The sequence below is a fragment of the Streptomyces sp. NPDC048650 genome (assembly GCF_043199095.1).
Classification (GTDB): domain Bacteria; phylum Actinomycetota; class Actinomycetes; order Streptomycetales; family Streptomycetaceae; genus Streptomyces.
Genome location: NZ_JBICVM010000022.1, coordinates 59,861 through 84,141 on the forward strand (window position 1 = coordinate 59,861; position 24,281 = coordinate 84,141).

Below are 24,281 nucleotides of genomic sequence, written 5' to 3' on the forward strand. Positions count from 1 at the left end.
GCGGGCCCCGCCCGACAGGTGGACGACGGGACGTTGCGGACACGCCCAGCGTCGTCGCACGTGCCGCATCAGCGGGCCGTCCGAGGAGAGAGCCGGCCAGCCTGTGCCGGCCAGTCTGTGCCGCGGCGCCGGCGGCCGGCCCGCTGCCTCTTACGCTCGGGAACGGTGTGCTCGATCTGCCGGCGCCGCAGCTACTGGCGGTTTCGGCGGATGAGTATGCCGTGTCGCGGCGGTTATCGCGCCGTGCGGGCCGTCAGCGCCGCCTGGTCCGCCAGCCATCCGGTGAGTGCCTCCGGCGGGTTCAGGCGGAACGTGCGCTCGCGGTCCGGTTCCTCGGAAGGCACCTCGATATCGATCACGGTGGCCAACCGCCGCTTCCCCGTGCCGAACAGGCCCTCGGCGTCGAGTCGGGCGAGCGCCGTCTCCATAGCCCGCAGCCGCAACTCGTACTCCTTGTCACCTTCGTCGTCCTCCAGGTCGAAGACCTGCGGGCGGGCGTCGAACAGAGCACGGACCGGCTTCAGATGCTCCTCGCCCCAGGTGCAGAACGGCGAGTCCGCGTACGACCACTTCAGATCCAGCACCGCTTCCTCCGGCCAACCCGCGGTCGCTTCGGCGAGCGCCTCGAGCGACCAGGCCGACAGGGCGGGCCCGAACGCCTCGCCTGTGGTGACCAGCACCCAGTACGAGAAATGGTGGTCCGGCCGCTCACGCAACAGGTCCGAGACCGCCGCCCCGACCGCCTGGTGCAGTGCGTCCACCAACTCCTCCTCGCCGGGCATCTCCGGCTGCTTCTCCGGCTGCTTCTCCGGCTGCTTCTCCGGCTGCTTCGCCGATTGCTTTGCCATCGTGTCTTCCTCCCCGTTCGAAGCGCCGCATAGTACGGCCCGATCAGCTCCGCCAGGAAGACAATCATGCTCTGCCGTCGGTCTCCTTCGGCTCCCAGGGCATCGAGGCGCCCCACCGACTCCGCATCGAGGTGCTCAGCGCTGAGCAGGCGGTCGGCCCGGCGATCAAGCTCAGCGGGTCCAAGCCTGTCTACGCCGGGGTCAATCCCAAGACCACCAAGACCACCAAGACCGCCAAGACCGCCAAGACCGCCAAGACCACCAAGACCACCAAAGGCAGCGACGGCACCGAGTTCACGTCCTGATCGCGGTTATCGGCATGTCCGAGCCGAGCTCGGTGAGCGTCTCCACCGACTCCGTCACTCTCGACGGCTGAACCCGCAGGCCCGATGACGTGACGTGCTGGCCGAGGCGGTGCGGGAAAGCCACCGTCCCGTGCGGCGCGGCGCGGGGGACCGGTGCGCGCGGTCACTGGACCGTCGCTCTCCCGTCCCCTGCCATACCGTCCGTCACTGTGACCGTTGGCCGGACGGCCGGAGTTGACGCAGAGGCGGGGAGCCGGAGGGCCGCCGCCCCCGAGGTCGCCAGGGCACAGGCGATCACGACGTAGGCCGCCCGGTAGTCGCCGGTGGCATCGGCGAGGCGTCCGGTGACCAAGGGGCCGGCGAAGCCGGCGAGATTGCCGAGCGCGTTGATCCCGGCGATGGCGGTCGCCGCGTGGCGGCCGCTCAGGGCGCCGGTGCACCGGTTCCAGAAGGCGGGTGCGGCGGCCAGACCCCCGGCGATCACGACGGTGAGGCCGGCCAGCGTGAGCAGGGGCGGGTGGGCGAGTGCGGCCACAGCGGCGGCGAGCGCGGCGGCCGCGGCGGGCATGGCGATGAGCGACACCCGGCGGCCTTCCCGGTCGCTGCGGCGGCTCCAGACGAGCATGACGGGCGCCCCGACCAGGTAGGGGAGCGCGGCGAGCACGGAGACACCGGAGGTGCCCACGCCGGGGAAGAGCCTGGCGAGGGCCTGCGGAAGGAAGAACTGGAGCGAGTAGGCGGCGAAGCACAGCCCAGCGTGCACCAGCCCGAAGTGCGCGATGCGGCCGAAAACGGCGCGGTCAGCGACGGTGGATGGCGCGTCCACGGCCAGCTCGGCGGCCAGGGCCTGCCGTTGACCATCCGTCAGCCAGGCTGCCTGGCGTGGCGAGTCCGGCAGCATGCGCAGTGCGGCGATCCCGAGTACGACGGCGGGGGCTGCCTCGACGAGGAACATCGCTCGCCAGCCGCTGAGGCCGAGGATGGGGGAGTGCTCGACGAGCAGGCCGGAGAACGGCAGACCGACGGCGGTGGCGAGCGGAATGGCCAGCAGGAACAGGGCCAGCGCTCGGGTGCGCTCGCGGGCGGGGAACCAGGCGGTCAGATACGCGACGACACCGGGGAAGAACCCTGCCTCGGCCAGCCCAAGGAAGAACCGGGCCAGATACAGGCCGTGGGCGTCGGTGACGAAAGCGGTGGCGGCCGAGCACAGCCCCCACGCGGTGACCACACCGGCCAGCCAGCGGCGGGCGCCGAACCGCCCCAGGGCCGCGGCGGCCGGAACGTGGAAGACGACATACCCGACGAAGAAGATCCCCGCGGCCGTACCGTAGGCCGTGGCACTCAGATGCAGCTCGGCGTTCATCGCCAGTGCGGCGACGCCGATGTTGGCACGGTCAAGGAAGTTGACCACGTACAGCACGAACAGCAGGGGCAGCAGCCTGCGCGCCACCGTGCGCACCGCCTGCCGGCCGACCGTCCCGTCCTCCGCCACCGCCCCGTCCACGCTCGCCGCCATTGGCTGCTTCCTCCGCTCCTTGCGTCACCTGGTGCCGCGTTCCTTCCTTCGCTCACGTCCAACGACGGGAGCGGGTGCCGGATGTGCGCGGCGAGGAGCGAAGGGTTCTCGGCAACCCGAACGGGTCGCGGTGCGCCTCATTCGGCCCAGCGCGGCCTCCTGCAACGAGGGGCGCAGGCGACTGTGCGAGAGGACGCGCCGCCGGTCGACGGAGCGCATTGCGTGGGGGTTGCTGTGGCCGATTGAGAAGACGTCCGTCACGCTGTTGGGCCTCGGCGCGATGGGCACAGCGCTGGCCCGTACCTGGATGCTGGCCCGTACCTGGATTGCTGCCGGCCACCCGCCCACCGTCTGGAACCGACCTGGCCGACAGGGGCCTGGTCAACCTGACCCTGGGGTCGCGCATGCCTTCGCTTTGATCCGCAAGGAGGGCATCGATCCCGCCTCGTTTGCCCCGCTGCTCGCCGGCTGTACTGGCTGTCAGGTGGTGGATCAGGGATGAAGTGGGACAGGGCGTCGGGCGGACGGATTGCGGGTATGCCCAGGGGGAGGGTGTGGGACTTGCGCGGGGTTTGGCGTGCGTGTCTGAGCCATCTGAGCTAACTGGCGATGGTGCTGAGGTCGGTGCCGGTCAGATCACAGCTTGCGTCCCACAGTCGTGCCGCGACGGAGGGCTCGGCGAGGTGGTTCCACACCGGTTCGCGTCGGGGCGCGCCGCGTAGGCCGAAGACGCGTGGTCCCCACAGCTGGCCTCCTCGCACGGCCGGGTCGAGTACCGCTCGGACGGCGGGCCATGCGCCGGCGTGCTTGCCCTGGACAAGGAGGGCCGCAGGTGCCGCGCTCAGCCGTGCGCCGGTGGTTCGGACATGGACCGGTGGCCGTGACGGGGTGAGGGAGTCCAGCGCGCCGCCGGGGTGTACCACCACGCTCGCCACCGTGCTGCCGGCAGCACGCAGGCGGCGGTCGAGTTCGACGCCGAAGTACATCTGTGCCAGCTTGGAGCGTCCATAGGTGCGCTTGGGTCGGTAGCCCTTTCGGGACTGCAGGTCGTCCAGGTCGAGCCGCTCGGACTTCGCCGCGAAGCTGCCCATGGTCACCACGCGGGCCGCTGGCGCGGCCGACAGTAGCGGCATCAGCCACTGGGTCAGGACGAAGTGTCCGAGGTGGTTCGTGCCGAACATGAGCTCGTGGCCGTCCCGGGTCTCTTTGCGTGGCGGGTCGTCAAGCGCGACGCCGGCGTTGTGGACTACGGCGTCGAGGCGTGCCACCTCCAGTGATTTCACCGTTGTTTCGAGCGATGAGAGGTCGGCGAGGTCCAGCCGTACGGCCCGCACCCGTGCGCCGGGGACACGAGCGCGGATCGAGGCCGTGGCGGCCTCGGCCTTGGCGGGATCCCGGCTGCCGAGTACGACGGTGGCTCCGGTTGCCGACAACTGCTCTGCGACGAAGTACCCGATGCCGGCGTTGCCGCCGGTGACCAGGATGACGAGGCCATCGGCACCGGGCAGTCGTTGGACGTTCCAGGGCGGGGTGGACGACATGGCAACGGGGCTCCCTTGGTGTGGAAGGCGGCTGAGGCTGCTGCCTTGGGCAACTCGACCCCACGGTTCCAGCGGCCGCCGACACATCGCCTATGGCTCACCGACAGTCCTGCCGACGGCCGGTGTCCTGCCCGGCGTCCTGCCCAGCGTCCTGCTGGAGCGGTGCTGGAGCGGTGCTGGCGTGGTGTTGGCTCCTCGCGGCACCGCGGCGCTCAGCGTCATGTTGGCCGACCGGCACACGCAATGGCCAACTGGGGTGCTCAAGCGCAGCGCGCCCTCACGCTTGATCGTTTCCTGGTCCGGGAAGCGCGCGCCCCCACCGACGCGATCTGCCAGCGCCTCCAGACCCTCGGCATCCACGTCACCGCCGCCCCCTCCACATCAACCGGCCTCCGGTCCCCGACCGCAAGTGCCCCCGGCCGACCGCCCGTTCTGCGTCATCGCCCACGACGACGCCTGGGCGACGATCGGCCACGAATGGGCCGGCGCCCTCGTGATCGTGCTCCGCAGCGGCGGCTGTACCAAGGGCCACCTCTTGGTCCTCCCGCGCGGCCACGTCGCGGACCTCACGACCGGCCCGGGGTTCCGCCACCGTCCAGCTGCGCGCCGCCGAACCCGCCCAGCAACTGGGCGGCGGTCAGTGGGACTACCTCACCTCCTGCGGACCGGACGTCACCCAGGCCGTGTTCCGCCTGGGCGCGCTTGATCCCCCGGACCGCCGGCGAGGCCTGTACCAAGAGAGTGACGGGCCGTTGGAGAGCGGCGCTTCCGCATACGACCTGCTGTAAGGGGATGCGCCGCCGGCGGATGGAGCGCACTGCGGGGGGCCGCATCGAGTTGGTCGAGCTCACCGGGCGCTTCGGCCGCAAGGGTTGCCGCCTGGTGGGGGAGTCGAGCGCTACCCGGCCGGTAGCGGTCCGTCTAGGGCGCGGGGCTGGGCAGTGCTGGATATCCGGGTGCTTACCCTGGCCCTGTGCCGTGTGGGGACGGGCCGTGGCAGATCCGGTGACAAGCGGGTGGCCGGACGACTGTGTGGCGGTCGGCTTGGCCCGTCGGGCCTCGATTTCGATGTCGACCGTATGCGGAGAGGCCCGACAAGGTTCTGTCGGGCCTCTCCGCGCATTACGCGTGCGCTGTGTGGAAGTGCGTCAGCGTTTCCGCAGCTGGTGAATTACAGAGACAATGCAAACACCGGCAGCAAGGCCTCCCAGGGCCCATGGGATGCTCGGCTTGCCGCCATTCTCATCCCAGCCGATGGCAGCAAATGCCCAGGTGATGAAAAGGACTGCGATAGGGGCCCAACGTCGCGTACGGATACGTCGGTACCCTGCATCTTCCTGTGGCATTTCCTCCCCTTTCCCGACGTTTACATTGATTTGTTGAACTTCAGCTTGCAGTATTTGTTGGTGCACTTCGGCTTCCAGTGTACCTTGCCCTTACCGCCGGCCACTGGCCCGATGAAGCTGGTGCTGTAGTACTTCCCCGAGACTTCGAAATCTTCACCGTAGCTGCAGACGGGAAGCTTTCCCATCAGGCAGGTCTGGGCCTTTCCGGTAGCTTTCCACTCGACGATTGTCTTGCTTTTGCCGGACTGGTAGGGCCCGTTGAGCTTCAACTCCCAGCCGGTCAACTTGGCGGGTGCGGTCGTCGAGTCCTCGCCCCAGGCTCGACTGTCGGTAATATCGCCCTTTCCGTTCTCGCAGATCTGAATCCGCATCTTCACGTGCCCAAGTCGCATGGACACTTTGGCCTCGGACGGGTAATAGGCCTGCGAAAAGGTTTGACAGCCGCCGATTGCGGCCGCCGGGGCCGCCGAAGCAAATATCATTCCCCCGGAAAGCGCACCAAGCGCCAGAGCCCCTGCCCCTATGCGGCGAGCGTAAGACGCAAATCCCCCATTTTTGAATTCACTGGTCGGGTGAAACTGCGCCGATAGTAGACATGGGTTTCTATTCGGATCAAGCTGAATGACGCTCGCCATATTTCAGGTATTGCTCTTTAAATCAGGCAAACAGTGATATCTCCTCCTCGAGGAGGGCGCAACACCGGTCGGGCGGGGCGGCTGGTGGTCTGGCCGGATGCGACAGGTGCCCGTGGGTGCCCGAGGGGGGCTCTTACCCCTCGCTGAAGTCGTCCTGTGTGCAGTCGAGGGGCGGCTGTCTGTGCCGCTGGAGGGCGCCGCTCGGTGTGTACAGGCACCGCGCCCGGCTGGTGCGGGCGCTCCAAGCACGGCTGGATCGCCTCACCGAAGCCCTCCCGGCGGTCGGACTGCCGCCGGGAGACGGAAACGGCAGCCGGTTCATCCTCCGCGGGAGGCGGGGCGCCGACAGGCACCCCGCTGGTTCCACGACACCCCGCTGGTTCCACGACACCCCGCTGGTTCCACGACACCCCGCTGGTTCCACTGGCACTCTGCTGGTTCCACCGCTTGCCCCTGAGCGCCGAAGCACGCCGACCCCTCCGCAGGCGTCCAGTTGTCCCGGATCTCCGAGTGCGTCATCAGTGTCGACGCAGCCGGTTGCGGCGAGATCGAAGAGATCGAACAGGTGGTGGCATTGTTCGGGCGCCTCGCCGGGTGGGCGTGGTCAGGCGATCCAGTCGGTGGTGGTGCCGAGGACCGCGGAGCCGTCCAGGTCGGTGAGCTTGGTGCCCACGAAGCCTCGGGCCCAGTCGGAGGTCTGGAGACGGAAGGCGGGCTCGTTTGCGGTCAGCGCTTCCATTACCGACTCGGCGGCCGCCTCGGCGGTCTGCGCGCCGTTGAGGAACTGGGAGGTCATGCGGTTCAGGTAGGCGTTGAGCTGGGGTGCGTACGGTCCGGCATCGGCGACGGCCTCTTCCAGGTCGACGCCGGCGTTGGCGACGAACGCGGTCGCCACGGCGCCGGGCTCGATCACGGAGACGGACACGCCGTGCGCCGCGGCCACGGGGGCCAGGCTCTCCATGTATCCCTCGACGGCGAACTTGGCCGCGCAGTAGGCCTCGTTGAAGGGCTGTCCGATGACGCCGCCGACGCTGGTGACGGTGATCAGACGGCCGCCGGAGGCGCGCAGGTGGGGCATGGCCGCCTTCGAGACGTTGAGCACGCCGAAGAAGTTGACCTCCATGACCTTGCGGACCTCGGCCACGGACTCGTTCTCCAGGGTGCCGAGGTGTCCGGCGCCCGCGTTGTTGACGACGGCGTCCAGGTGTCCGTAGTCGGCCAGTACGCCTTCGATCGCGGAGGTGATCGAAGTCTCGTCGGTGACGTCGAGCCGGCGGATGTCGAGCTCCACGCCGGCTTCGGCGGCGGCTTGGCGCAGGGCGTCGGAGCGGCTGGGGTCACGCAGCGTGGCGATCGTCGTCCAGCCGGCGCGTGCGGCGGAGACGGCGGCGGCGAGGCCGATGCCGGAGGAGGTACCGGTGATGAGGAGGACCTTGGGGGACTGGGGAGACGAAGACATGGGGGAGGCCTTTCGTGGCACAGGGGCGTCGTGTCGGCACGCTTAAGTGCGTGTACACACACCATAATGTTTACGTGCGTGTACACGCAACCGCTAAGCTGGTGGCATGCCGAAGAAGAAGCTCGCACAGGCGGAGATGCCGGTGGCCGACCACGCCTTTTACGGGCTGGTCTGGGCCGGGACTGTCATGACGGACCGCGTGGACCGCGCCCTGAGCAAAGCGCACGACCTTCCGGTCTCCTGGTTCGAGGTCCTGCTCTGGCTGGCCTCGAGCCCCGACCCCGTTCCGGCCTCGGTTCTGGGCAACAGCACCATGCTCAGCCGTAGCCAGGTCTCGCGCGTCGTCGACGCCCTCCAGAGCCGCGGACTGGTCACCCGCACTCCCTCGCCCCACGACGCCCGCTCCGTCGAGGTCTCTCTCACCCCCGAGGGCCACCAGCTCTTCGAGGCCGCCGACACCACCCGCCGCGAATGCCTCGCCCCCGTCTTCACCGACCTCCTCGACCAGAACGACCTGCAGGCGCTCAGCACGGTATGGAAAAAGCTCAAGGCCAATAAAGACACATAGGCCCTGTCGTCCGGATCCGAGCAGAGGAGCCCACCACCGCCCCGCAACCACCCGACGGCCCACCCGGCCCGAGGGAGCCGGCCAGCGCAACCACTGCCCGCACTACCTGCACCCGCTCCACGCAGACGTCTCGCCCTGTGGCGGGGCATTGGTCTTCAGGGGACTGGGCTGCTTTGGTCTGGCGTCCCGCCCTTTGGCTGGGAGGTGGAGCGGGGGTCGGTGACCGCGTTCGGACGTGCTTGGCGTGGCCTGGGGTCGCGTTCGGCTTGGTTGATCGGGCGGTTGGCCTGCGGTCCGGTAGTTGTGTGGGAATGACGTCGACGTCGAGGTTCCGTTGATGTGGTGGTGCGCCTACGGGCGGCTGCGCACTCCCGGATCTTCACAGCGAGGTTCCGGCGGAGCCTGGCCTGGTGATCTCGTCGTCGCGCCGGGCTTCGCCCGGCACGGTGGAGCCGTGCTTGGCGACCTGCGATGGAGATTGACAGGCTTTCGGCGGCGACACTGCCATCGACCTCGCCTTCCTCACCACGTATCCGCATGCCATCGGCCCCTTCGGGTCAGACCCCATGGCCCTCTCCGTGGCTCAAGTGGCTCGCGCTGCGGAACTGCTCGGGCAGATCGACTTTCCGGCCCTCGTGGCCGCTCTGCCGACAGACGAAACAGAGGCGGGCAGCCGCAGGTTTCGGTCGCAGGGCCCTTGCGGTAGGTGTGCAGGCGCCAGCCGCGCATGCTGCCGTGATCGATGCCTTCCTCTTGTCCGATGACGCTCACCGCGCCACCTCCTGGGAGTCGTGGGTGACAGCGGCCAAGATCTTTTCCCGCGTACGGCCAATCACTCCCCACAGGTGGTCCCCGTTGACGGCCAGTTCCGCTCCCCGGCTGCGCGCGCCGCCTGTTACGGTGCGTGACCGAGCTGCGGCGAGGCCCACTGCCGTGTCGGGGCGGTAGGCGACGGGTGGCCTGCAGAAGACGCACCGAGCCGCGGACGGAACGTGAAGACGAGACTGCCCGCGCCGACTTCGGCGAGCGGCGAGCGGCGAGCGGCGAGCGGTCGAGGCTGAATGGCAGCCGGCCGAAGCTGACGTGCGATCAGTTGGAGACCGTCGCCCTCGTCGGCGATGCCAACAGGCTCCGTCGTTGGTCTCCTCGATGAGGAAGCCGCGATTCGGCGAAAGTCCCGCTGCGGCGCTCGTAGGATGCCTGGATGCCCAAGCCGATACGGATGAGCCGCACGTGGGTTGCCGCGTGGGCGGTGCTGTGCGCGGCCGGCCTCGCCGCCACCGCCCAACTGAACGCCTCCTCGGCACCGGCCCCGCAGCCCGAGAAGCCCGTCAGCGCCGAGTGCGCCGCGTACATCGCGGACATCGAGATGCAGCTGGCCAAGGCCAAGGCCAAGCAGGAAGGCAGGGGAGACGGAGTGCTGGCCTTTTCGCGAGTCAAGGTCGGCGCCGAGGACGACTGCCGCGACGATCTCCGCAACCACTTCCGTGGCGATCGGTGAGACAGGGGACCTGGCTCGCCGCGATGGCAGGGCTGTCCTTCGTCAGTGCCGGGGCGATCATTACGGTGCGCGCCACGTCGGAACCGGAGCCGTGGCCCACGCCGCCGCGGGTGTACTCCTCCTGCCTGGCGGCCGACACCGAGCCGGTGCCTGCGGACGACGACCCGTGCGACGGCCACTGAACAACGTCTGAGCGACCGTCCGCCGCGGGAGGGCAGCCCAAATGGGCACGCACACCCGAGCTGTGGCCAGGCGACACGACAAGCGCGGCTACGTCTTCCTCGGCACGGCCACTGCAGCCGCCCTCACGAATTGGCTCCGGACATGACCGCGCATCACGACCTCAGCTCACCAACGCATCCGGAGCCAGAGCCAAGCCAGAGGCCGCGAGGAAGGACTCAAAGCTGATGACTCCGCGGCCGGTGCCGTCGTCCCAATCGACGAGGACTTCCGAGAGGCCCTCGCCCCAGGAGTCGGGTGTGTCGATGTCAGGGCCAGGATGCCGCTCGACGCAGCCTTCACCATGCCGGTAGTGGAGGAACAAGTACTGGCCCTCCACCGTCCAGGCATCCCACTGGGACGGGTAGGCGGAGCACGTCTGCACAACCCGTACCAGCATCAAACCCGCCACCTCATCCATCCGCTGATGGTCGCGCGCCAATAGAAGGTGGGCAATCGACTTCAGCCTGTTGCCGCAGCAGCAGCCAGGTCGACATTGGCCATGATCGCCCGGACAAGTCCTGGTCGCCGGCTGCGCCAACGCCAACAGAGAGCTGAGTTCTGTCCCTCGCAATCGAACACCGAGCTACCAGCGCGGCGCCAATGCCTCGGTCTGCGGCTGGGGCGACACGACCGGGAACGGCGGCTGGGCGCCGACCTTGCGCACAGCGAGGGTGGGTGCAGTCCAACTCCAGCTGCGCAAAAGGGCATGCCGGGAGCGCGGAAGGAACGTACAAGCCGGCTTGGATGCTGTGTGTGGGGGCGTCAGCGGTGAACCCTGTCCAGGCACAGGTTCTCGTCCCCCAGCCGGCCGCCGGTCTCCTTGTACTGGTCGTACTTGGCGGGGCATACGGCGTCAGAGTTATAAAGCTCCGAGACGATCCTGTACTTCGCCTTGGTGTTGCTGCAGTCGATGGCAAAGAGCACCGGCTTGGCGTGGCTTCCACGGTTTTCCAGACAGTCGCCGACGGATGCCTCACGAGCGGTCTTCACCGGCGGGTCATCGGTGCTCAGCCCCCAGCAGACCAGCCCGAAGGCGGCCAGGGCACCGAAGCCGATGAGCGCCGGCATCCAGGGCCGCCGGCGTGGCCCGGTGGGTATGAACCCGGGCGGAGTCGGCTGCGCCCACTGCTGGGGCGCGGGCTGGCCGAACGCCTGCGGCTGACCGTAGGGGGCCGTGGCGTGAACAGGTTGGGCGTGGACGGGGTGGCCGCCTTGTCCGTACGGCGGCAGTGCTGCGGGCGGACCGTACGGGCTGGAGCCGTAGGAGCCGGCGCCGGGCTGGCCGTAAGGGGCGGAGCCGTCGGGCGGCGGCGGGTGCGCGGACAAAGTGTTCCCCCATGTCGCTTCGGTGTTCGGTGCTACAGGCTAGCGGTGCGACACCCCCGCGCCTCCGGCGGAGGAATCACCGGAGATGGCCTCCGCCTTCGGCTGGTCAACACCGAGGCACCGCCGCAGTCGTGGGCCCGGTATGTTCCACCAGGCGCGGGCCCACGAAAGGGCCATTGTCGGTGCTGGGCCGAACCGGGACTGTGGCCGACTGCCGACTGCCGACTGCCGACTGCCGACTGCCGACTGCCGACTGCCGGCAGCCGGGTGGAGCTGGCGGTCTTGGCGGTGCGCGCGTCCGATTCCCGGCAGAGCACAGCCACCCGCTGCGCCAAGCTTGAGCCAGTGGGGCGTGCCCGCGCGGTTCACCACCGCCACCGGACATGACAGTTGCCACTCGGTTCTGCCCGAGATGGTGGCGATGGCCGAGCAGCTGTCCGCGGTCGACAAAGTGCTGGTGATGCGTCGCGACGCCCACCCTCTGTACCGGAACATGTTGGACGGTCAAGGCCGATGGGCACGGCGCCCGGGTGCCGCGCCGGCCCTGGCCGCGGAACAAGCCCGCCCCTACACCGACGACGAGGCCGCTCGATTCTGGGCCGTCCAGCGCTGGCTGCACACGATGGTCCCGCAGTACCGCAACGACCTCATCGCGGTCGCCGGGCCGGCCTGCCCGCTGATGCCCGCCCGGCAGCCGCGCCAGCTGAACAACCCGGCCGCTGCGGCCGCGCTGCCGGTATTCGCCTAGGACGGCGACGCCGCCAGCACCCGGTGGGGCCTTGCCCTGTCGATACACGGTGACCGCCCGGCGGCGAGACCGTATCGCGGAGGTGGTGCTTCTGCTCACCCATCCGAGGGAAGGCTCCCTGCGGTTCGTTGCTCGGGCGGAGCGCCTGCGCCCGAGCACTTGGCAGGCTCGCGGGATCCGCGGGCGGACATCCTGGAGAGTTTCATGGATCTCACAATGCAGTCCGGAATCAACCGATCGTTGATCATGGAACCGATCGAGGCCGATAGCGCTCCCGTGGACGCGCTGCCTCCCTTAGAACTGGTGGCCGCGCCTCTCCCCGAGGCGCGCGCAGCAGAAGCCGGGCTGCCGTTGGCGGAGGCCGGGAACGACCCCGGCTACCTCATCCCGCAGGACGTCGCAGCGCCCGGCATGCCCAACGGCGCCCGCCGCGTGGACGAATGGACGGACAAGCTGACCGATGGTCAGCTCTCGGAACTCCGACACCTGCACGCGGACGCCTTCAGCGACGACGAGTTCCACAGGGGCGTCCAGTTCATCGACTCCACCACCACCGGCGAGGCGCAAAAGTACCTCTACGACCACTTCGACGACTTCCGCGAAGTCGCCGGGGGCGCCAATCGCCTGGTCCACGCGGGCGGCCTGCGGGTGCGGTACCCGTGGCGGGCATCCACCGACACCGCCCAGGGCCCCACCAAGGTCGGCTACAGCGTCAGCCACACACTCACCAAGACCGAGACCGAGACGAAGGGCTGGTCGGCGGGCGGGTCGCTCAAGCTGTCCATCGGCAAGCTCGGCGACGCCACCTTCTCCGGCAGCTACACCTACAGCCGTACCAACAGCACCGCCTGGGCCACCACCGACACCGTCAGCTCCGACCTGACGGTCAGCGACAAGCAGTGGGGACGCATCGACGTCTACAACATCGGCGGCACCTACGACGGATATCTGTTCTTCTGCACGTGGAACCTTCCCGTAGCCGCCGAGGACCACCGCTACCGCGTCTTCCACTTCGACGGCCGTCGGTTCAGGTGCCCGTATGGCCTCCTGGTCTTTCCGCTGAAGGACTTCTTCGTCAAGTCACCCGACAGCCCCTCCCCAGCCGTGCGCATGCAACGCCTCTGGGCCAACGGCACCAAGGCGCCCGACACCGACTTCCCCGCCACGGGCCGTTAGGCCTCGGCCGGCGGCCCGGAGACGTCCAGCCCCTTGAGGAGCTCGGCGTAGAGGGCAGCGATACGCGCGACCTCGTCGGGCCCGGCGTCGCTGAGCCGGGCAGCGCGAGCATGCTGTTCTTGAGCGGCCTGCGGTACCGGTCCCGGCTCTGTGCGGTTCGCATCGGTGCTCCCTCCCCTAGGGCGCGATCTACAAGCAGTTTTCTGGGTTTTGTCGCTCTGGAACCGTCTTCTTGACCACTCACCGTAGGGGCGGGAATGAGCCATATGGGCGGCCGGACCTGCACGATACTTTCGATTTTGCAAACCATGAAGTCTGTTTTTGATGGGACTGTCGCCGCAGCTCCGGCAATTCGGTGCGGAGCGGTGTCCGACTCCCCGGTGCGGGCCCGGAAGATGTGATGAGCATCCCGCTATGACACCTGGTCAGCGACCTTGCCCTCAAAAGTGGCGTCAGCGCTCCCCAGGTCGGTCACTTCGACCGTTACGGAATCCGCCTTCGCCCCCTTGGGGAGCGAGAACCGGAACGTATGAGTAGCGGCCCGCTGCGGAGCAATGAAACCGGTGTCGGCGCCGCCGGCGCCGCTCGGGATGAGGTCGGCTTCCCTCAGCTCGTCGCCGTAGTAGACGCGCAGGGTCTTCTTCATCGGCGTGTAGGGCAGATCCGCCGCGCGCGCGTCATTGCGCACGGTCAGCTCCCCGGAGAACGTTGCCCGGCCACCGTTGCCCGCGCCTTCTTGCCGGACGTGGTCGACGGTCATCTGCGGATCCGCCTTCCACTGCCCAAAGGCCAGTGTCTTGTGAGTGTCCGGTGCCGGCCGCGGGTGGAGGATCGAGTCCTTGCGGGCAGCGGCCCCAGGAAAGGGGCCCTCGAAGAAGTCGATGTCGCCGGTGGCCCCGAACATTGTCATCGGTTGCGTGGTGATGGTGACTGGCTCTCCGGCCGCGTCGGCCGGTACCGCGACACCCACCGTCAGGGTGTAGGCCCCGCCGGGCTTGACGCGCGGAGGGTCGTCGCTGATCGCGTCGGGCATACCGTCGATGCCGGTGTCGGTGAACTCGGCGGCGGGCTTCCCTCTCGCCCCGTACCGGACGGTGGGGGAGAGGTCCAGCAGCTGCTGGACCTCGCCGGTCTTGTTGGTGAGCGTCCAGGTCATCTTCGCCGCACGCCACCCCCGCGGCAGACCCTTGGCCTTGGAAGTCGGCGCCACCTGGATCAACGCAGAGGGCGACAGCCTCCAGTTGCCCTTCTCCGTGGTCACGCCCTCGCCGAGCTTGTGCATGCCCACGGGCAGCTCACGCTTCACCTTCTGCGACGCCTTGGGCTTCCCGTCGACAGCGGGACGCTGCTTCGCGGGAGGGCCGCCGGCACACCCCGTCACCAGCCCTGCCATCGTCGCGCCGAGCACGACCCAGCCAACCTTCCTCACTGCTGCCCCCTCGCGTGCGACCACCAGGGCGCCGCGCCCTGCCGGGGGCCGATTGTGCCAGCTCAGACGCCCCAAGATCCGGTCTGTGGAAGACGGGGGCTGGAATCCGACATTGGCGGTGCCGGCGTCTTGGCTTCGACCTCTTCCTCGAACGTCCATTGCGACCACCATCGCTCGGGTGCCGGTTGCGCCGGCACCGCTTCCTCAGGATCCGCACCGCTGCGGGAGGCGGCAGGTCCCGATGCCTGCGCATTCTGCTGCTCCGGCACGCGACCACGGCGAGCGCGTGGCCGTCGTCGGTCAAGAGATCGCCGATCGTGCCGCGGCCGTCGGCCTGGTGGTGCCGGCTGGCCGGCAGTTCACGGACGATGGGTGGGCCAGCAGTCGGTACGCGTCGGGCACTGTTCCCGCTCGGACAGCCAGGACAGATGCCGTGTGTGCGTGCGCAGGGCGATCATCTCGGTCACCAAAGGCCCCAGCGGCTGCGCCACCACGGCGAAGTCCGCGCACCGCTCAATATGCCGGTCCGGGAAGGCGGTGACGTCGACAACGCATGGGCGGAGGCGATCGCCCCCACCACGGAACCGACGATGTCCTGGACCTCCTCGATGGCCCGGCCCTCCATGGACAGCGGATTCCAGCACGCCATCCGGTCGTCCATGGCCGGGCGGGCCAGGTTGATCTCCTACACCCGGCCGGCGACCGCGGGATGCGCGAGGTAGGGGCGGGGCCCCTGCCACACCGCACCGTGCGGGGCGAGGAACCAGGCGCCGTCGCCGGCGTAGGCACGGACCAGGCACTCCACGAGAGCCTTGACCCGCCGGGGACCGCGATGACGGCAGTGCTGACTCCGAGTCGGTCAAAATCGCTGCAGCAGACCAGTGCTGACGGCATCGCACATAGATTCTTCAGAACCATGACCAAACCGGATGACGGAGGAACACCCCGCATGCGCTCGATCCTGCAGATTCCCGCCGCCCTGTCCATCGCATCCACACTCGTGCTGGTGGCCGGGTGCGCCGGGGCCGGGCCAGGGGCTGATCCGAAGCCGCAGACAACGCAGTCGAAAGGGCCGGCCGCAGGTGCTCCCGCACGCCAGGACTACGACCCTCCCCAGAAATTCGCGACCCAGGGCGTACGTCTTCCCGAGACCGCGGCCGGCGACAGCATCAGCATGGGCGGCACCCTCCGCAAGCCCCTGCCCCTCGCGCTGCACGGCACCCGAGCCTACGCCGCGGCCGCGACGAACCTGCAGGTCATCGACACCGGCACGGGCAAGGTAACGTCGACCGTACGGCCGCGCCGCGAGCCGATCGCCAAAGAGGACACAGAGACCAGCGCCCCTGTCCTGACCCAAGACGGCCGACAGGCACTCGTCCCGTTCGTGGTCGAACTCCCGGGCAAGGGCACCACGCCGAGCCGAGTCGGAGTCGAGCTGGACGCCGTGAAGACGGCCACCGGCAAGGCCGCGTGGACACTCGACCTCGACAACCTCCCCAACTGGGCCAGCCAGCCCGCCACACAGGCACGCGTCATTGCCACCACGGCGACCACTGCGGTAATCAGCGTGACCAACGGCGAAAACGGCAGCACCTACGCCGTTGACCTCGCCTCTCGCAAGGTCACATGGCACAACGACAAGATGCCCGCACTCGCCGTCATCGGGCACACAGCCATCACGCTCACCAGCAAGGACAGCGTCCGGCAGCAGGTCGTCGGTCTCGACATCGACCACAACGGCAAGCGCAGCTGGAGCAAGCTCGATGCGTACGAGCTGACCGTCCACCCGGCCGGCCCGCACCTGGTCGCCGTCAGGGGGCTCGACTACGACACCGGCAAGTCCATCGGCATGTTGCTCAAGCCCGACGGCAGCAAGGCAGGCGACCTCACCGGCGAGTTGTCGGGCCTCACCTGCCACTACGACGAGCGGTCGGTCACCGTCTGCCAGACCGAGGGACCTCGGACGCTCGCGCTGGACGCCCAGAGCGGCAAGAACCTCTGGAGTCTGCCGGACCAGGGTGGTAACCGGGTCGCCCCGGCCGTCACGGCTGCCTGGCACGGCATCGTCTATGGCACGACCAACAACGGAGCCGTCGCCCTGAACGCCAAAACCGGAGCCGACCGGGACACCGCCCCAGGCACCGCCCCGGTAGCCGTGAACGAGTACACGGGCATCACCCTTGACCAGATGGAGGGACAGGCGCTCATCGCCCACCCAGCAGCCGGCTGAATGGAGGACCACCGACAGTACGTCCGGTCTGGTCCTTCGGACGACCCAAACGCCCGGGCCTCAGGCCCTACAGCACGGGTCGCCGACGCATCGGTCCCGTCATAGCGGGGAGGTGTAGTCGGCGGGGTCCTGTGGGGCGGCGATGGAGTATGGGGAGTGGAATCGAAGCGATCAGGCGGCTGATCGCTACTCACCGAGACGAGTTTTCCGCGCTCCTCGCTGAGGCAGAGAGGAGCGCGACACTCACGGGACCGTACAAGCCCGGTGATGGGTCAGGAGTCGTGGTTGAGTTTGCTGGCCGTGTAGTAGGTGTCGAGCATGTCGGCGAGTTCGGGGAACGCGGGGATGTAGGCGAGGACTTCGGGGGGCGGGGTGAGGGTGTCGTGGGTTTCCTCGGCGACGGCCCGATATTCGGCCTCGTACATTTCGTCGAGGTGGACGGGCCATTCGACGGGCAGTGACCAGTTCCATTCGTGACCGATGGCCAGGCGGTGCACGGTGGCGTGGCGGACGGTGTCCTGCCGGTTCATGGTCTCGATCGGTGGGCGGGATGGCCGGAAGAGTGCGATCTCCGGCATCGGCGGGGTCCCGTCGATGATCAGGTCGGCCAGCTGGGTGGCCAGGAGGGGGGAGGTGTGCAGGCCGTCGCGGAAGGTGCCGGTCATCAGCCACAGTCCGGCCAAGCGGGTCTCGCCCAGGAGGGGATGGCCATCCAGGGTCATCGGCCGGTTGCCGACCCGGGTGGCGGAAATGTCGCTGAACCACAGGTCCCTGCGCAGCTGCTTGGCGGCGCAGTCCAGCAGGAACGCGAGATCGCGGACGCTGGGGTCGCTCCCGGGACGGGGCCGGTGGTGTTGGTGGCGCCCACGTACACCTGGCCCGGTCCGCGCGGCACGGTGTGCAGCCCGCACCCGAAGGACCGGTTCGGGGTGCGCACGACACAGTCCGGCGGCGCGACGGCCGGGCTGTTCGACAGCACCACCGAGACGCCGAACCCACTGATCAGACGGGGTATTGGGGCGGAGATGTCCGCGGGCAGCGTATCCAGCAGTGTCTGGGTGCCCACCCCTGCGGCCAGCACCACCCGCTCGACGGCCAGGACCGTGCCGTCGGCCTGGGCGATTCCCCTGGCCTCGTCCGTCTCATGGACGACACGGACGGCGTGCTTGGGGATGAGTGTGCCGCCGAGGCGGCCGACGGCGGCATGCAGTACGTCGAGCAGCGCGTCGGCGTCGACTCCGTGCTCGTGGGGGAGGAACAGGCCGCCCAACGGCCGGGCGGTCGGCTGCGGGTCCAGCCAGGGCACGGCTTCGGCCGGGTCGACGCTCTCGAAAGGTTCCCCGTAGTGCTTCAGGGCAGCACGGATCGCCGTCATTGCGGCATCGTCGATCTCCGCCATCCCGATCGCGTTGTGAATGACGACCGTCCCCCGCGCGCACCGGGCCGCCCTCCCGTCGCCCCCGCCGTCCTCCTCCAGGCCGGCGAGCCAGTCCTCCCACATCCGGGCCGCGACCACGTCCATCTCCAGCCGGGCCCGGCCGTGCACGGTGGCCATCGTGGTCGCGGTCACCTCGCCGAAGCAGCCGTTCATCGCCCCGGCCGCCGACGACGCGGCCATCGGGCGCCGCCCGTCACCGACCACCGCCACGCGCAGCCCCCGCCGCAGTAACACCACCGCCAGGGATAACCCCAGCGCCCCGTTGCCGACCACCACTACATCGAACGTCGCATCCCCCTCGCCCGTATTTGTCCCGGCCGTCACGTTCTCACCTATGGAAGCAACCATGCGTGCCATCCTCGCAACGCACGCAGGCCCCTACCAGAGAGCCTCGAACCCGCCAGGACGACACGGCCGTCGCCTCTCCTCCGTGAACGGGGAGCGGAATCACCTACCGAAGGTGCCCGATGGCGGAATTCGACTTCTCCGGAACACGATCCGTCCGCGCACTCGTGTCGGGCCCGCCCACACCGAGGGCCCGACACGACGAGCGGAGGTTACGGGGCCTTGTCGGCCACCGGTGTGTCAGCTGGTCGGTCTTGGTCTTGTGCGCTTCCGGGTGCAGTTGCTTCCTCATCTTGGTGATGGCCCGGTGCATTGGCCGACGGTCTGACCGACGTCGACCGTGAGGACGCACGCGGCACGCAGCCTGTTCGCGGTGCCATACCGGGAGCTTGATCGTGCTGGCGTGCACCCGGCGGGCGGCAGGGTAGTTCTCTGCGGCGCCACCGTCGCTGTCGGCGTATCCCGACAGGAGTGCGCCGGGGCGCTGGAACAGTGGGTGGTCGGCCATGGAGCGGGTGGAGCCGGGCACGTTGATGTGGTGTGCACGTTCGACATGCACCGCGGTCATGGATCGGCCCAACGGTAGGCCGTCCAGGGCGATGGCGGAAGGGCTCGTTCACCGCCCATCGCTGGACTGGCCCGCCACCGCGGCCGGCTGGACGGATCATCTCCAACAGGCTTGAAGGGCCTGTCGGACCAGGCGACACTGTGGCTGTGCTGGGGAACAAGAAGGTTGCGGGGGACAAAGCCGTCGCGCGCCAGATGCGCAGTGCCTACCGGTGGCTCCCTCGGGACCCGGTCAAGGCCGCGGAAGCCTATGGAAGACACCTCTTCAACGCGCGACAACAAACTCTTCAACAGGAAGAGAGGCTCTCGCGCAGCTGCTTCAACGTCGGACTGATGGTTGACAGTGGCGAACTGGAACCGCTCACAAAGCGCAGCACGCTCATCTCGGACACACTCCTCCTTTCTCACGGGGCGAACGCCCAATATTGTGAACTGGGATCGTACAACGCGGCCGACGGCATGCCAGGGGACTCTGACCTGGCGCAGAGTGATGCGGCCTTCTTTCACGCCAATGGTATTGACCTCCTCTATGGTATGCACTGCCCTGACCTTGCTGTCCTCGGAAATTGGATTCTCCAGGCTGGGCCGCTACTCAAGGAGGGGCTCGTCTGGTACCTCCCGGGCTTCTCCACGCAGGCACAAGAGGTGATTCGGGGGGAGCCGCAGCCTCCGGGGGCGTTGCGGCAGGTTTCCGCAGTCGACTACATCATCAGGAACGGTAGAATAATCGACCCTTCGGGTTCGCAGCCGGTCAAAGACCGCCTCATCCACCCTGTTCTGCAGGTTGATCTGCCGTTCATTGAAGGTGTCACACTCGGAGACTTCAGCAAGATCACTGTAGATGATTCTGATTCTTACGCGGCATTCCGTAATTTCCTGCGCGGAAGTTTCTTGTCCATGGATCAGGCGCTCAATGGAGAACAGACTCAGATTGAGCTGATCAAGTTGCGTCTGGACATTGAAGACCAGGTTCGGGCAATGAAGGCCGAGTTTTCTGTGGCGAGAAGAAAGAGGGCGTGGGCGGTGGCCGGGGCCGTGGCGGCGTATACATCCGCCCTGCTGGTAGCCGTGAACGGACCGGTTCTCGAACACGCTCTGACGACTGCTGGACTGACCACCGCTGGGACGTTCTGGGGAGCCATTACGGCTAGGGTTGAAAACAACTCCCGCGTCATCAAAAGCGGAAGGTGGTACTACGTGTGGATCCTCTCGAAGAAGAGCGGGGTCCTGTGACAGCACTCCCGTCTCGTCAACAGCCCAGCGTAGATCAGCGGCTTGCTCACCATTGAGGATTCTGACCGCGCCCCACAGGCCCGCCCTGTACCCAAGACGGGGCCTGCTGTCCCGGCCGCGGACGGCGCGGCCCAGGAGGCGTCCCTACGACGGGTGCCCGGCCGGGGCCAGCTGGCGCAGTCCCAGGTGATACGCCCCGAGCAGGTCGCCACTCGTCGCCCTGGGTGCAGTCGCACCACCCACGGTGCGGGAGCGCGATGCCGGCGCAGCCAGCACCCAGGGTTGGGTGGCATGAACAACATCGAAGCCGAGATTGACGACTATCTAGCTCGCTATGCCGGCACCCTCACTTCCTACGATGCCCACGCAGCGGCCGACCTGTGGGGAAGCCCGGGCATGATCCTCAACGACCAGCACGGCGCTGGCGTCCTGGAGTCCCGGGAAGCCATGGCCAGCGGGTTGGAGCAGTCCTACCCCCTCTACCGCAAGCTCGGCCTGGCCTCCGTCGGATACGAGCGCCTGAGCCATGAACAGCTCAGCTCCACGATCTTCCTCGTCCGCGTTCGGTGGCTCTTCTACGACGAGGACGGCAACCAGATCACCGACAGCCTCGGCAGCTACATCCTGCGCCGCGGCGATGAGGGCCTGCGGGCGTTCGTGTGCATTCCCGCCGACGACGCCGAGAAACTGCAAGCCCTCGCCGCAAAGCAGGGAATCAATCTGTTCGACGAGACCCCGTAGACCGAACTAATGCACCGGCCGCCTGTCGGCAACGGATCGGTGCCTGAACGCCTGGGCCGGGAAGGAGCATCGCTCTTCCCGGCCCAGGCGTTGCGTCCAGGAAGGCCCGGTTGGCTTCCATCCCGGACCGCGCCGGTTGCGGGGCGGTGTCCAACGGTCCCCGAAAACTCCCCGGGCTCGTCGATGGCTACGCCGCGAGTTCGTCCGACGTGGGTTCGTGGGCGTGCTTGAGGGTGGAACGGGCGAGGAACGCATCGTCGCAGGAGGCCCAGAACGGGTGTTCTTCGCGCTCAGTGTGTCTCATGAGACATGTGGCTTGACGCTGGCCGCGTGACTGGCCTGGAAGTTAGCGGGGTTGGCGAGAGCCGAGGGGACGCAAGACAGCAACGGTTGGCTGAGACGGTCAGGAACGCAGACAGCCGCCCGCCACCGGCCCGAGCACCAACTTCGCTGTCGGAGGACGACGGTGCCGTTCGGCCGGGCTACTCACCGGGCTTTGAGTAGCCGTGCTCAGGAGCAGTTCGCTTTCCCTCTCTAGTGTGATCACCATGGCTGGATCGGAAGCAGAAGATGATGTCGCCTCCCTCGGCGACGATGCAGCGAGGACGGGGGCATCGAGGGGCTGTGCGATCGCGGGCATCGTGCTCGCTTGCCTGCTGCTCCTGGGACTGGTGGCCCTCGATTGGCTGGAGGACAGCGTGAAGGACCCCCGGCGGCTGGAGAGCGACTCTTCCTCTTCTCTGGGGCCCGGCGAAACTGCTGAGTACGCGGATGGACTGCGGGTAACCGTGAGCGTGCCGAGCAAGGCGTCGGACGGCAGTTACCGCTTCACCATCACCTATGACAACGACACCGACGAACCGATCAGGCCCATCGGCGACTCGGAGGACGGCGTCTCCCAGTACGACATCTCCCACGCTCCCCTCATCGTGAGGGCCGGAAAGCTGTACGACGATGATGCCGATCCGGCCGACATCAATTGGGCCAACGATGAGCAAGCGGCCCGCAAACTGCTGCCGTCTCTGGAGGAGGGTGAGAGCGTCGCTGTGCCCATCCACGTGACCGACGCCAGGAGGGGAACGCCGGTCACTGTTGAGGTGCAGCCGCCGAGTGCCGGCTACCGACCGGGAGCAGGTTGGGAATTCACCCTCGACTGACCCCACACCCGTCGGAGGGCTTACACCGAGTCTTGGGCGAGCTGCGTGGTCTGCTCGGGCGTCAGCCCCTCGGACAAGGCCACCGCCGCCCACACGAGGAAATCGTGCCGGCGGGGGCAGCGACCTCGGCTGCGGAGACCAACTCGGAGTCTAGGAACTTCTCCAGCAGCCCGGACTGCACAAAGGCAAGATCCACTCTCGTCCCTTCCCAGGGACTGCGAGGAACCTCTCAGCTCACCGGCCTCGTTCCACCACAACGGAACGCGACTGAACCGCAGATCTTATGAGACAGATTTCAACAGCGGAAAGAAGTCGTGGGTGACGACGGTGGTGGCCAGCTTCAGCTCCTGTGCCCGCAGTGCGTCGACCTGCTGCGTCCCTTCTTCGGTCCAGCGGGGAGAGTCGGGCCTGGTGGCGATGCTCCAGGCAAGCGTCCGGGCCGCGCAGGAGGCAGGGGCCACGGGACAGGACATCTCCGAGCGGCCGGGCCCCCGCCGCACCGGGTGACGGTGGCCTGGCGGGCCCGGCTGGTGGCACCCCCAGTTCGGAGGCCGCATTCAGGGTCCTGCAGTGGGCCTCGCATAACGCCGTCCTGCGAGGCCCGCTGCCTCACCGGGCGCGCCAGCGCCAGCGCGGTCGACACAAGGATCGCGAGGGCCGCGAAGCCCACGGCGAACGGTGCCTCCAGGGAGGGGTGTCGCCACGTCATGTAGACGAGACCTCCCAGGACGAGCAGCCTCAGCAGCACCAGGATGAGGATCACCATCGACCAGAACGTCCGGGCCGGCACTGTGGCTCCCGCACCTGCGGGCCGACACCGTCGGAGTTGTTGCAGGCATGTCAGTTCCGCTTTCGGCGTGACGAAGCCACGCTTGAATTCCTCAAGCGCCACGGCCTACCACCGCTGGCCGCACTGGACCGGGCCACCGGCCAGCCCGTCCGCCGCTACGAGCGGACCCGACCCGGCGAACTCGTCCACATCGACGTCAAGAAACTCGGCCGCATCCCCCACGGCGGCGGTCACGAGGTCCTCGGCCGAGTGGCCGGCAGCCCGAACAAGGACCGCCGCAACGGCATGGGCTACGCCTACCTGCACACCGCACTGGACGATCACTCTCGCCTGGCTTACACCGAAGACCTCCCCGACGAGAAGGCCGCCACCTGTGCAGACTTCCTCACCCGCGCCACCGCCTGGTTCGCGCAATGCGGCGTCACCGTCGAACGGGTCCTGACCGACAACGCCTGGGCCTACAGCAAGAACACCTGGCGCCACACCTGCCACGACCTGGGCATCAGCCCTCGCTGGACACGACCCTGGCAGCCCCAGACCAACGGCAAGGTCGAACGCTTCCACGGCACCCTGCTCGACGAATGGGCCGACCACCAGCCCTACATCTCAGATGCCGCACGACAAGCAGCGTTCACCGACTGGCTGGACTGGCACAACTACCACCGACCCCACACCGGAATAGGCGGCCACACCCCAGCCAGCCGCGTCACCAACCTCTCCGAACAGCACAACTAGGGCGTGTTTTGAATGTGCTGGTTGCAGCTACTGTCTCGTGCGGCACGATGATCCGATGGCCCATATTGCTCTCTTCCATTCCGTTCTTGGCCTGCGCTCCGCCGAACTCTCCGCTGCCCAGCGACTGCGTCGTGCCGGGCATGAGGTTGTCACGCCAGACCTCGGCGTCGACCTGGCCCTGGACCACGTCGGTGGTCGGGCCTTCGCCGCCTGCCTGCCCGCTCCAAGGTCGACGGCGCGGTCGTCAACATCGGCCTCCTCGACCAGGCGCCGCACCATCGACCTCGACGCTCTCTCTTACCACCACCTGCGGGTGCACGGCGTGTCCTTCGGGGTCACCCGCGCCGCGGAACTTGGCGCCGTCATCGCAGCCGCCGGCCACGATCTGTTGCCTGCCGTCGCCGATGGACGCGTACGCCCCTCAT

22 protein-coding genes and 2 pseudogenes are annotated in these 24,281 nt (G+C 68.0%); 12 read left to right on the plus strand and 12 right to left on the minus strand.

Features of this window, described 5'->3' with window-relative positions:
- Positions 1 to 233: 233 nt before the first annotated feature.
- On the minus strand, positions 234 to 848 hold the full coding sequence (locus ACGFML_RS36350; protein ID WP_393549956.1) for a DUF4303 domain-containing protein: 615 nt from the start codon (positions 846 to 848) through the stop codon (positions 234 to 236).
- Positions 849 to 979: 131 nt separating this feature from the next.
- Here ACGFML_RS36350 and ACGFML_RS36355 point away from each other — a divergent pair, with 131 nt between their 5' ends.
- The gene (locus tag ACGFML_RS36355) at positions 980 to 1,153 is read left to right on the plus strand and encodes a hypothetical protein (protein WP_393549957.1); all 174 of its coding nucleotides are present in this window, start codon (positions 980 to 982) and stop codon (positions 1,151 to 1,153) included.
- Positions 1,154 to 1,316: 163 nt separating this feature from the next.
- Here the strand turns inward: ACGFML_RS36355 and ACGFML_RS36360 are convergent, their stop codons facing one another.
- From ACGFML_RS36360 to ACGFML_RS36375, 4 genes are all read right to left on the minus strand, one after another.
- The gene (locus tag ACGFML_RS36360) at positions 1,317 to 2,669 is read right to left on the minus strand and encodes an MFS transporter (protein ID WP_393549958.1); all 1,353 of its coding nucleotides are present in this window, start codon (positions 2,667 to 2,669) and stop codon (positions 1,317 to 1,319) included.
- 599 nt (positions 2,670 to 3,268) lie between these two features.
- Entirely contained in the window at positions 3,269 to 4,210 is a 942-nt protein-coding gene (locus tag ACGFML_RS36365; RefSeq protein WP_393549959.1) for an SDR family NAD(P)-dependent oxidoreductase, read from the minus strand.
- 1,366 nt (positions 4,211 to 5,576) lie between these two features.
- Entirely contained in the window at positions 5,577 to 6,191 is a 615-nt protein-coding gene (locus tag ACGFML_RS36370) for a hypothetical protein (protein ID WP_393549960.1), read from the minus strand.
- A gap of 604 nt (positions 6,192 to 6,795) precedes the next feature.
- Positions 6,796 to 7,650, minus strand: a complete 855-nt coding sequence (locus ACGFML_RS36375) for an SDR family oxidoreductase (protein ID WP_393549961.1) — start codon at positions 7,648 to 7,650, stop codon at positions 6,796 to 6,798.
- A gap of 106 nt (positions 7,651 to 7,756) precedes the next feature.
- Here ACGFML_RS36375 and ACGFML_RS36380 point away from each other — a divergent pair, with 106 nt between their 5' ends.
- The 3 genes from ACGFML_RS36380 to ACGFML_RS36390 all read left to right on the plus strand — a co-directional run bounded on the left by ACGFML_RS36380 (position 7,757) and on the right by ACGFML_RS36390 (position 9,901).
- Positions 7,757 to 8,218: a MarR family winged helix-turn-helix transcriptional regulator gene (locus ACGFML_RS36380; RefSeq protein WP_393549962.1), complete on the plus strand. Its 462-nt coding sequence runs from the start codon at positions 7,757 to 7,759 to the stop codon at positions 8,216 to 8,218.
- Between the two features lie 1,204 nt (positions 8,219 to 9,422).
- Positions 9,423 to 9,719 carry a hypothetical protein gene (locus ACGFML_RS36385; protein WP_393549963.1) on the plus strand — a complete coding sequence of 99 codons (297 nt, stop codon included), beginning with the start codon at positions 9,423 to 9,425 and terminating at the stop codon, positions 9,717 to 9,719.
- Positions 9,716 to 9,901, plus strand: a complete 186-nt coding sequence (locus ACGFML_RS36390) for a hypothetical protein (protein WP_393549964.1) — start codon at positions 9,716 to 9,718, stop codon at positions 9,899 to 9,901. The genes ACGFML_RS36385 and ACGFML_RS36390 overlap by 4 nt, the downstream gene beginning before the upstream one ends.
- A gap of 161 nt (positions 9,902 to 10,062) precedes the next feature.
- Here the strand turns inward: ACGFML_RS36390 and ACGFML_RS36395 are convergent, their stop codons facing one another.
- Both ACGFML_RS36395 and ACGFML_RS36400 read right to left on the minus strand, forming a co-directional pair.
- Entirely contained in the window at positions 10,063 to 10,359 is a 297-nt protein-coding gene (locus tag ACGFML_RS36395) for a hypothetical protein (RefSeq protein WP_393549965.1), read from the minus strand.
- A 344-nt stretch (positions 10,360 to 10,703) separates the two neighbouring features.
- On the minus strand, positions 10,704 to 11,267 hold the full coding sequence (locus tag ACGFML_RS36400) for a hypothetical protein (protein WP_393549966.1): 564 nt from the start codon (positions 11,265 to 11,267) through the stop codon (positions 10,704 to 10,706).
- A 352-nt stretch (positions 11,268 to 11,619) separates the two neighbouring features.
- Here ACGFML_RS36400 and ACGFML_RS36405 point away from each other — a divergent pair, with 352 nt between their 5' ends.
- A complete protein-coding gene (locus tag ACGFML_RS36405) occupies positions 11,620 to 12,015 on the plus strand; it encodes a hypothetical protein (protein ID WP_393549967.1) in 396 nt (131 codons plus the stop codon).
- A 204-nt stretch (positions 12,016 to 12,219) separates the two neighbouring features.
- Positions 12,220 to 13,191, plus strand: coding sequence for a hypothetical protein (locus ACGFML_RS36410; RefSeq protein WP_393549968.1), 972 nt, complete (start codon positions 12,220 to 12,222; stop codon positions 13,189 to 13,191).
- A 412-nt stretch (positions 13,192 to 13,603) separates the two neighbouring features.
- Here ACGFML_RS36410 and ACGFML_RS36415 read toward each other — a convergent pair whose 3' ends face one another.
- Together ACGFML_RS36415 and ACGFML_RS36420 are read right to left on the minus strand one after the other, a co-directional pair.
- Positions 13,604 to 14,599 carry a hypothetical protein gene (locus ACGFML_RS36415; RefSeq protein ID WP_393549969.1) on the minus strand — a complete coding sequence of 332 codons (996 nt, stop codon included), beginning with the start codon at positions 14,597 to 14,599 and terminating at the stop codon, positions 13,604 to 13,606.
- Between the two features lie 484 nt (positions 14,600 to 15,083).
- Positions 15,084 to 15,281, minus strand: a complete 198-nt coding sequence (locus ACGFML_RS36420; protein ID WP_393549971.1) for a hypothetical protein — start codon at positions 15,279 to 15,281, stop codon at positions 15,084 to 15,086.
- Between the two features lie 171 nt (positions 15,282 to 15,452).
- On the opposite strand from ACGFML_RS36420, the gene ACGFML_RS36425 reads away from it, so the two are divergent.
- Positions 15,453 to 16,850: a PQQ-binding-like beta-propeller repeat protein gene (locus ACGFML_RS36425; protein ID WP_393549972.1), complete on the plus strand. Its 1,398-nt coding sequence runs from the start codon at positions 15,453 to 15,455 to the stop codon at positions 16,848 to 16,850.
- A 272-nt stretch (positions 16,851 to 17,122) separates the two neighbouring features.
- Here the strand turns inward: ACGFML_RS36425 and ACGFML_RS36430 are convergent, their stop codons facing one another.
- Both ACGFML_RS36430 and ACGFML_RS36435 read right to left on the minus strand, forming a co-directional pair.
- Positions 17,123 to 17,653 carry an FAD-dependent oxidoreductase gene (locus tag ACGFML_RS36430; protein ID WP_393549990.1) on the minus strand — a complete coding sequence of 177 codons (531 nt, stop codon included), beginning with the start codon at positions 17,651 to 17,653 and terminating at the stop codon, positions 17,123 to 17,125.
- Positions 17,569 to 18,636, minus strand: coding sequence for an NAD(P)/FAD-dependent oxidoreductase (locus ACGFML_RS36435; protein WP_393549974.1), 1,068 nt, complete (start codon positions 18,634 to 18,636; stop codon positions 17,569 to 17,571). Before ACGFML_RS36435 ends, ACGFML_RS36430 begins: the two co-directional genes overlap by 85 nt.
- 711 nt (positions 18,637 to 19,347) lie before the next feature.
- Here ACGFML_RS36435 and ACGFML_RS36440 point away from each other — a divergent pair.
- From ACGFML_RS36440 to ACGFML_RS36450, 3 genes are all read left to right on the plus strand, one after another.
- On the plus strand, positions 19,348 to 20,433 hold the full coding sequence (locus ACGFML_RS36440) for a hypothetical protein (RefSeq protein ID WP_393549976.1): 1,086 nt from the start codon (positions 19,348 to 19,350) through the stop codon (positions 20,431 to 20,433).
- Positions 20,434 to 20,724: 291 nt separating this feature from the next.
- Positions 20,725 to 21,174 (plus strand): hypothetical protein, encoded by a 450-nt coding sequence (locus tag ACGFML_RS36445; protein WP_393549978.1) that lies wholly within the window; start codon positions 20,725 to 20,727, stop codon positions 21,172 to 21,174.
- A gap of 539 nt (positions 21,175 to 21,713) precedes the next feature.
- Positions 21,714 to 22,331, plus strand: a complete 618-nt coding sequence (locus ACGFML_RS36450; RefSeq protein WP_393549980.1) for a hypothetical protein — start codon at positions 21,714 to 21,716, stop codon at positions 22,329 to 22,331.
- 281 nt (positions 22,332 to 22,612) lie between these two features.
- Here ACGFML_RS36450 and ACGFML_RS36455 read toward each other — a convergent pair whose 3' ends face one another.
- Entirely contained in the window at positions 22,613 to 22,792 is a 180-nt protein-coding gene (locus tag ACGFML_RS36455) for a hypothetical protein (RefSeq protein ID WP_393549981.1), read from the minus strand.
- Between the two features lie 419 nt (positions 22,793 to 23,211).
- Between ACGFML_RS36455 and ACGFML_RS36460 the strand changes: the two are divergent.
- A pseudogene (locus tag ACGFML_RS36460) lies at positions 23,212 to 23,856 on the plus strand (IS481 family transposase); the annotation flags it as partial.
- Positions 23,857 to 23,911: 55 nt separating this feature from the next.
- Positions 23,912 to 24,281: pseudogene (locus tag ACGFML_RS36465) on the plus strand (dienelactone hydrolase family protein); the annotation flags it as partial.

Bases quoted from the DNA above. Each gene is read 5' to 3' on its own strand.
- ACGFML_RS36425 (WP_393549972.1), top strand. From the start codon at position 15,453: ATGACGGCAGTGCTGACTCCGAGTCGGTCAAAATCGCTGCAGCAGACC.
- ACGFML_RS36395 (WP_393549965.1), bottom strand. From the start codon at position 10,359: ATGGATGAGGTGGCGGGTTTGATGCTGGTACGGGTTGTGCAGACGTGC.
- ACGFML_RS36445 (WP_393549978.1), top strand. From the start codon at position 20,725: ATGAACAACATCGAAGCCGAGATTGACGACTATCTAGCTCGCTATGCC.
- ACGFML_RS36410 (WP_393549968.1), top strand. From the start codon at position 12,220: ATGGATCTCACAATGCAGTCCGGAATCAACCGATCGTTGATCATGGAA.
- ACGFML_RS36420 (WP_393549971.1), bottom strand. From the start codon at position 15,281: ATGGACGACCGGATGGCGTGCTGGAATCCGCTGTCCATGGAGGGCCGG.
- ACGFML_RS36360 (WP_393549958.1), bottom strand. From the start codon at position 2,669: ATGGCGGCGAGCGTGGACGGGGCGGTGGCGGAGGACGGGACGGTCGGC.
- ACGFML_RS36380 (WP_393549962.1), top strand. From the start codon at position 7,757: ATGCCGAAGAAGAAGCTCGCACAGGCGGAGATGCCGGTGGCCGACCAC.
- ACGFML_RS36375 (WP_393549961.1), bottom strand. From the start codon at position 7,650: ATGTCTTCGTCTCCCCAGTCCCCCAAGGTCCTCCTCATCACCGGTACC.
- ACGFML_RS36350 (WP_393549956.1), bottom strand. From the start codon at position 848: ATGGCAAAGCAATCGGCGAAGCAGCCGGAGAAGCAGCCGGAGAAGCAG.
- ACGFML_RS36365 (WP_393549959.1), bottom strand. From the start codon at position 4,210: ATGTCGTCCACCCCGCCCTGGAACGTCCAACGACTGCCCGGTGCCGAT.
- ACGFML_RS36385 (WP_393549963.1), top strand. From the start codon at position 9,423: ATGCCCAAGCCGATACGGATGAGCCGCACGTGGGTTGCCGCGTGGGCG.
- ACGFML_RS36435 (WP_393549974.1), bottom strand. From the start codon at position 18,636: ATGGTTGCTTCCATAGGTGAGAACGTGACGGCCGGGACAAATACGGGC.
- ACGFML_RS36370 (WP_393549960.1), bottom strand. From the start codon at position 6,191: ATGGCGAGCGTCATTCAGCTTGATCCGAATAGAAACCCATGTCTACTA.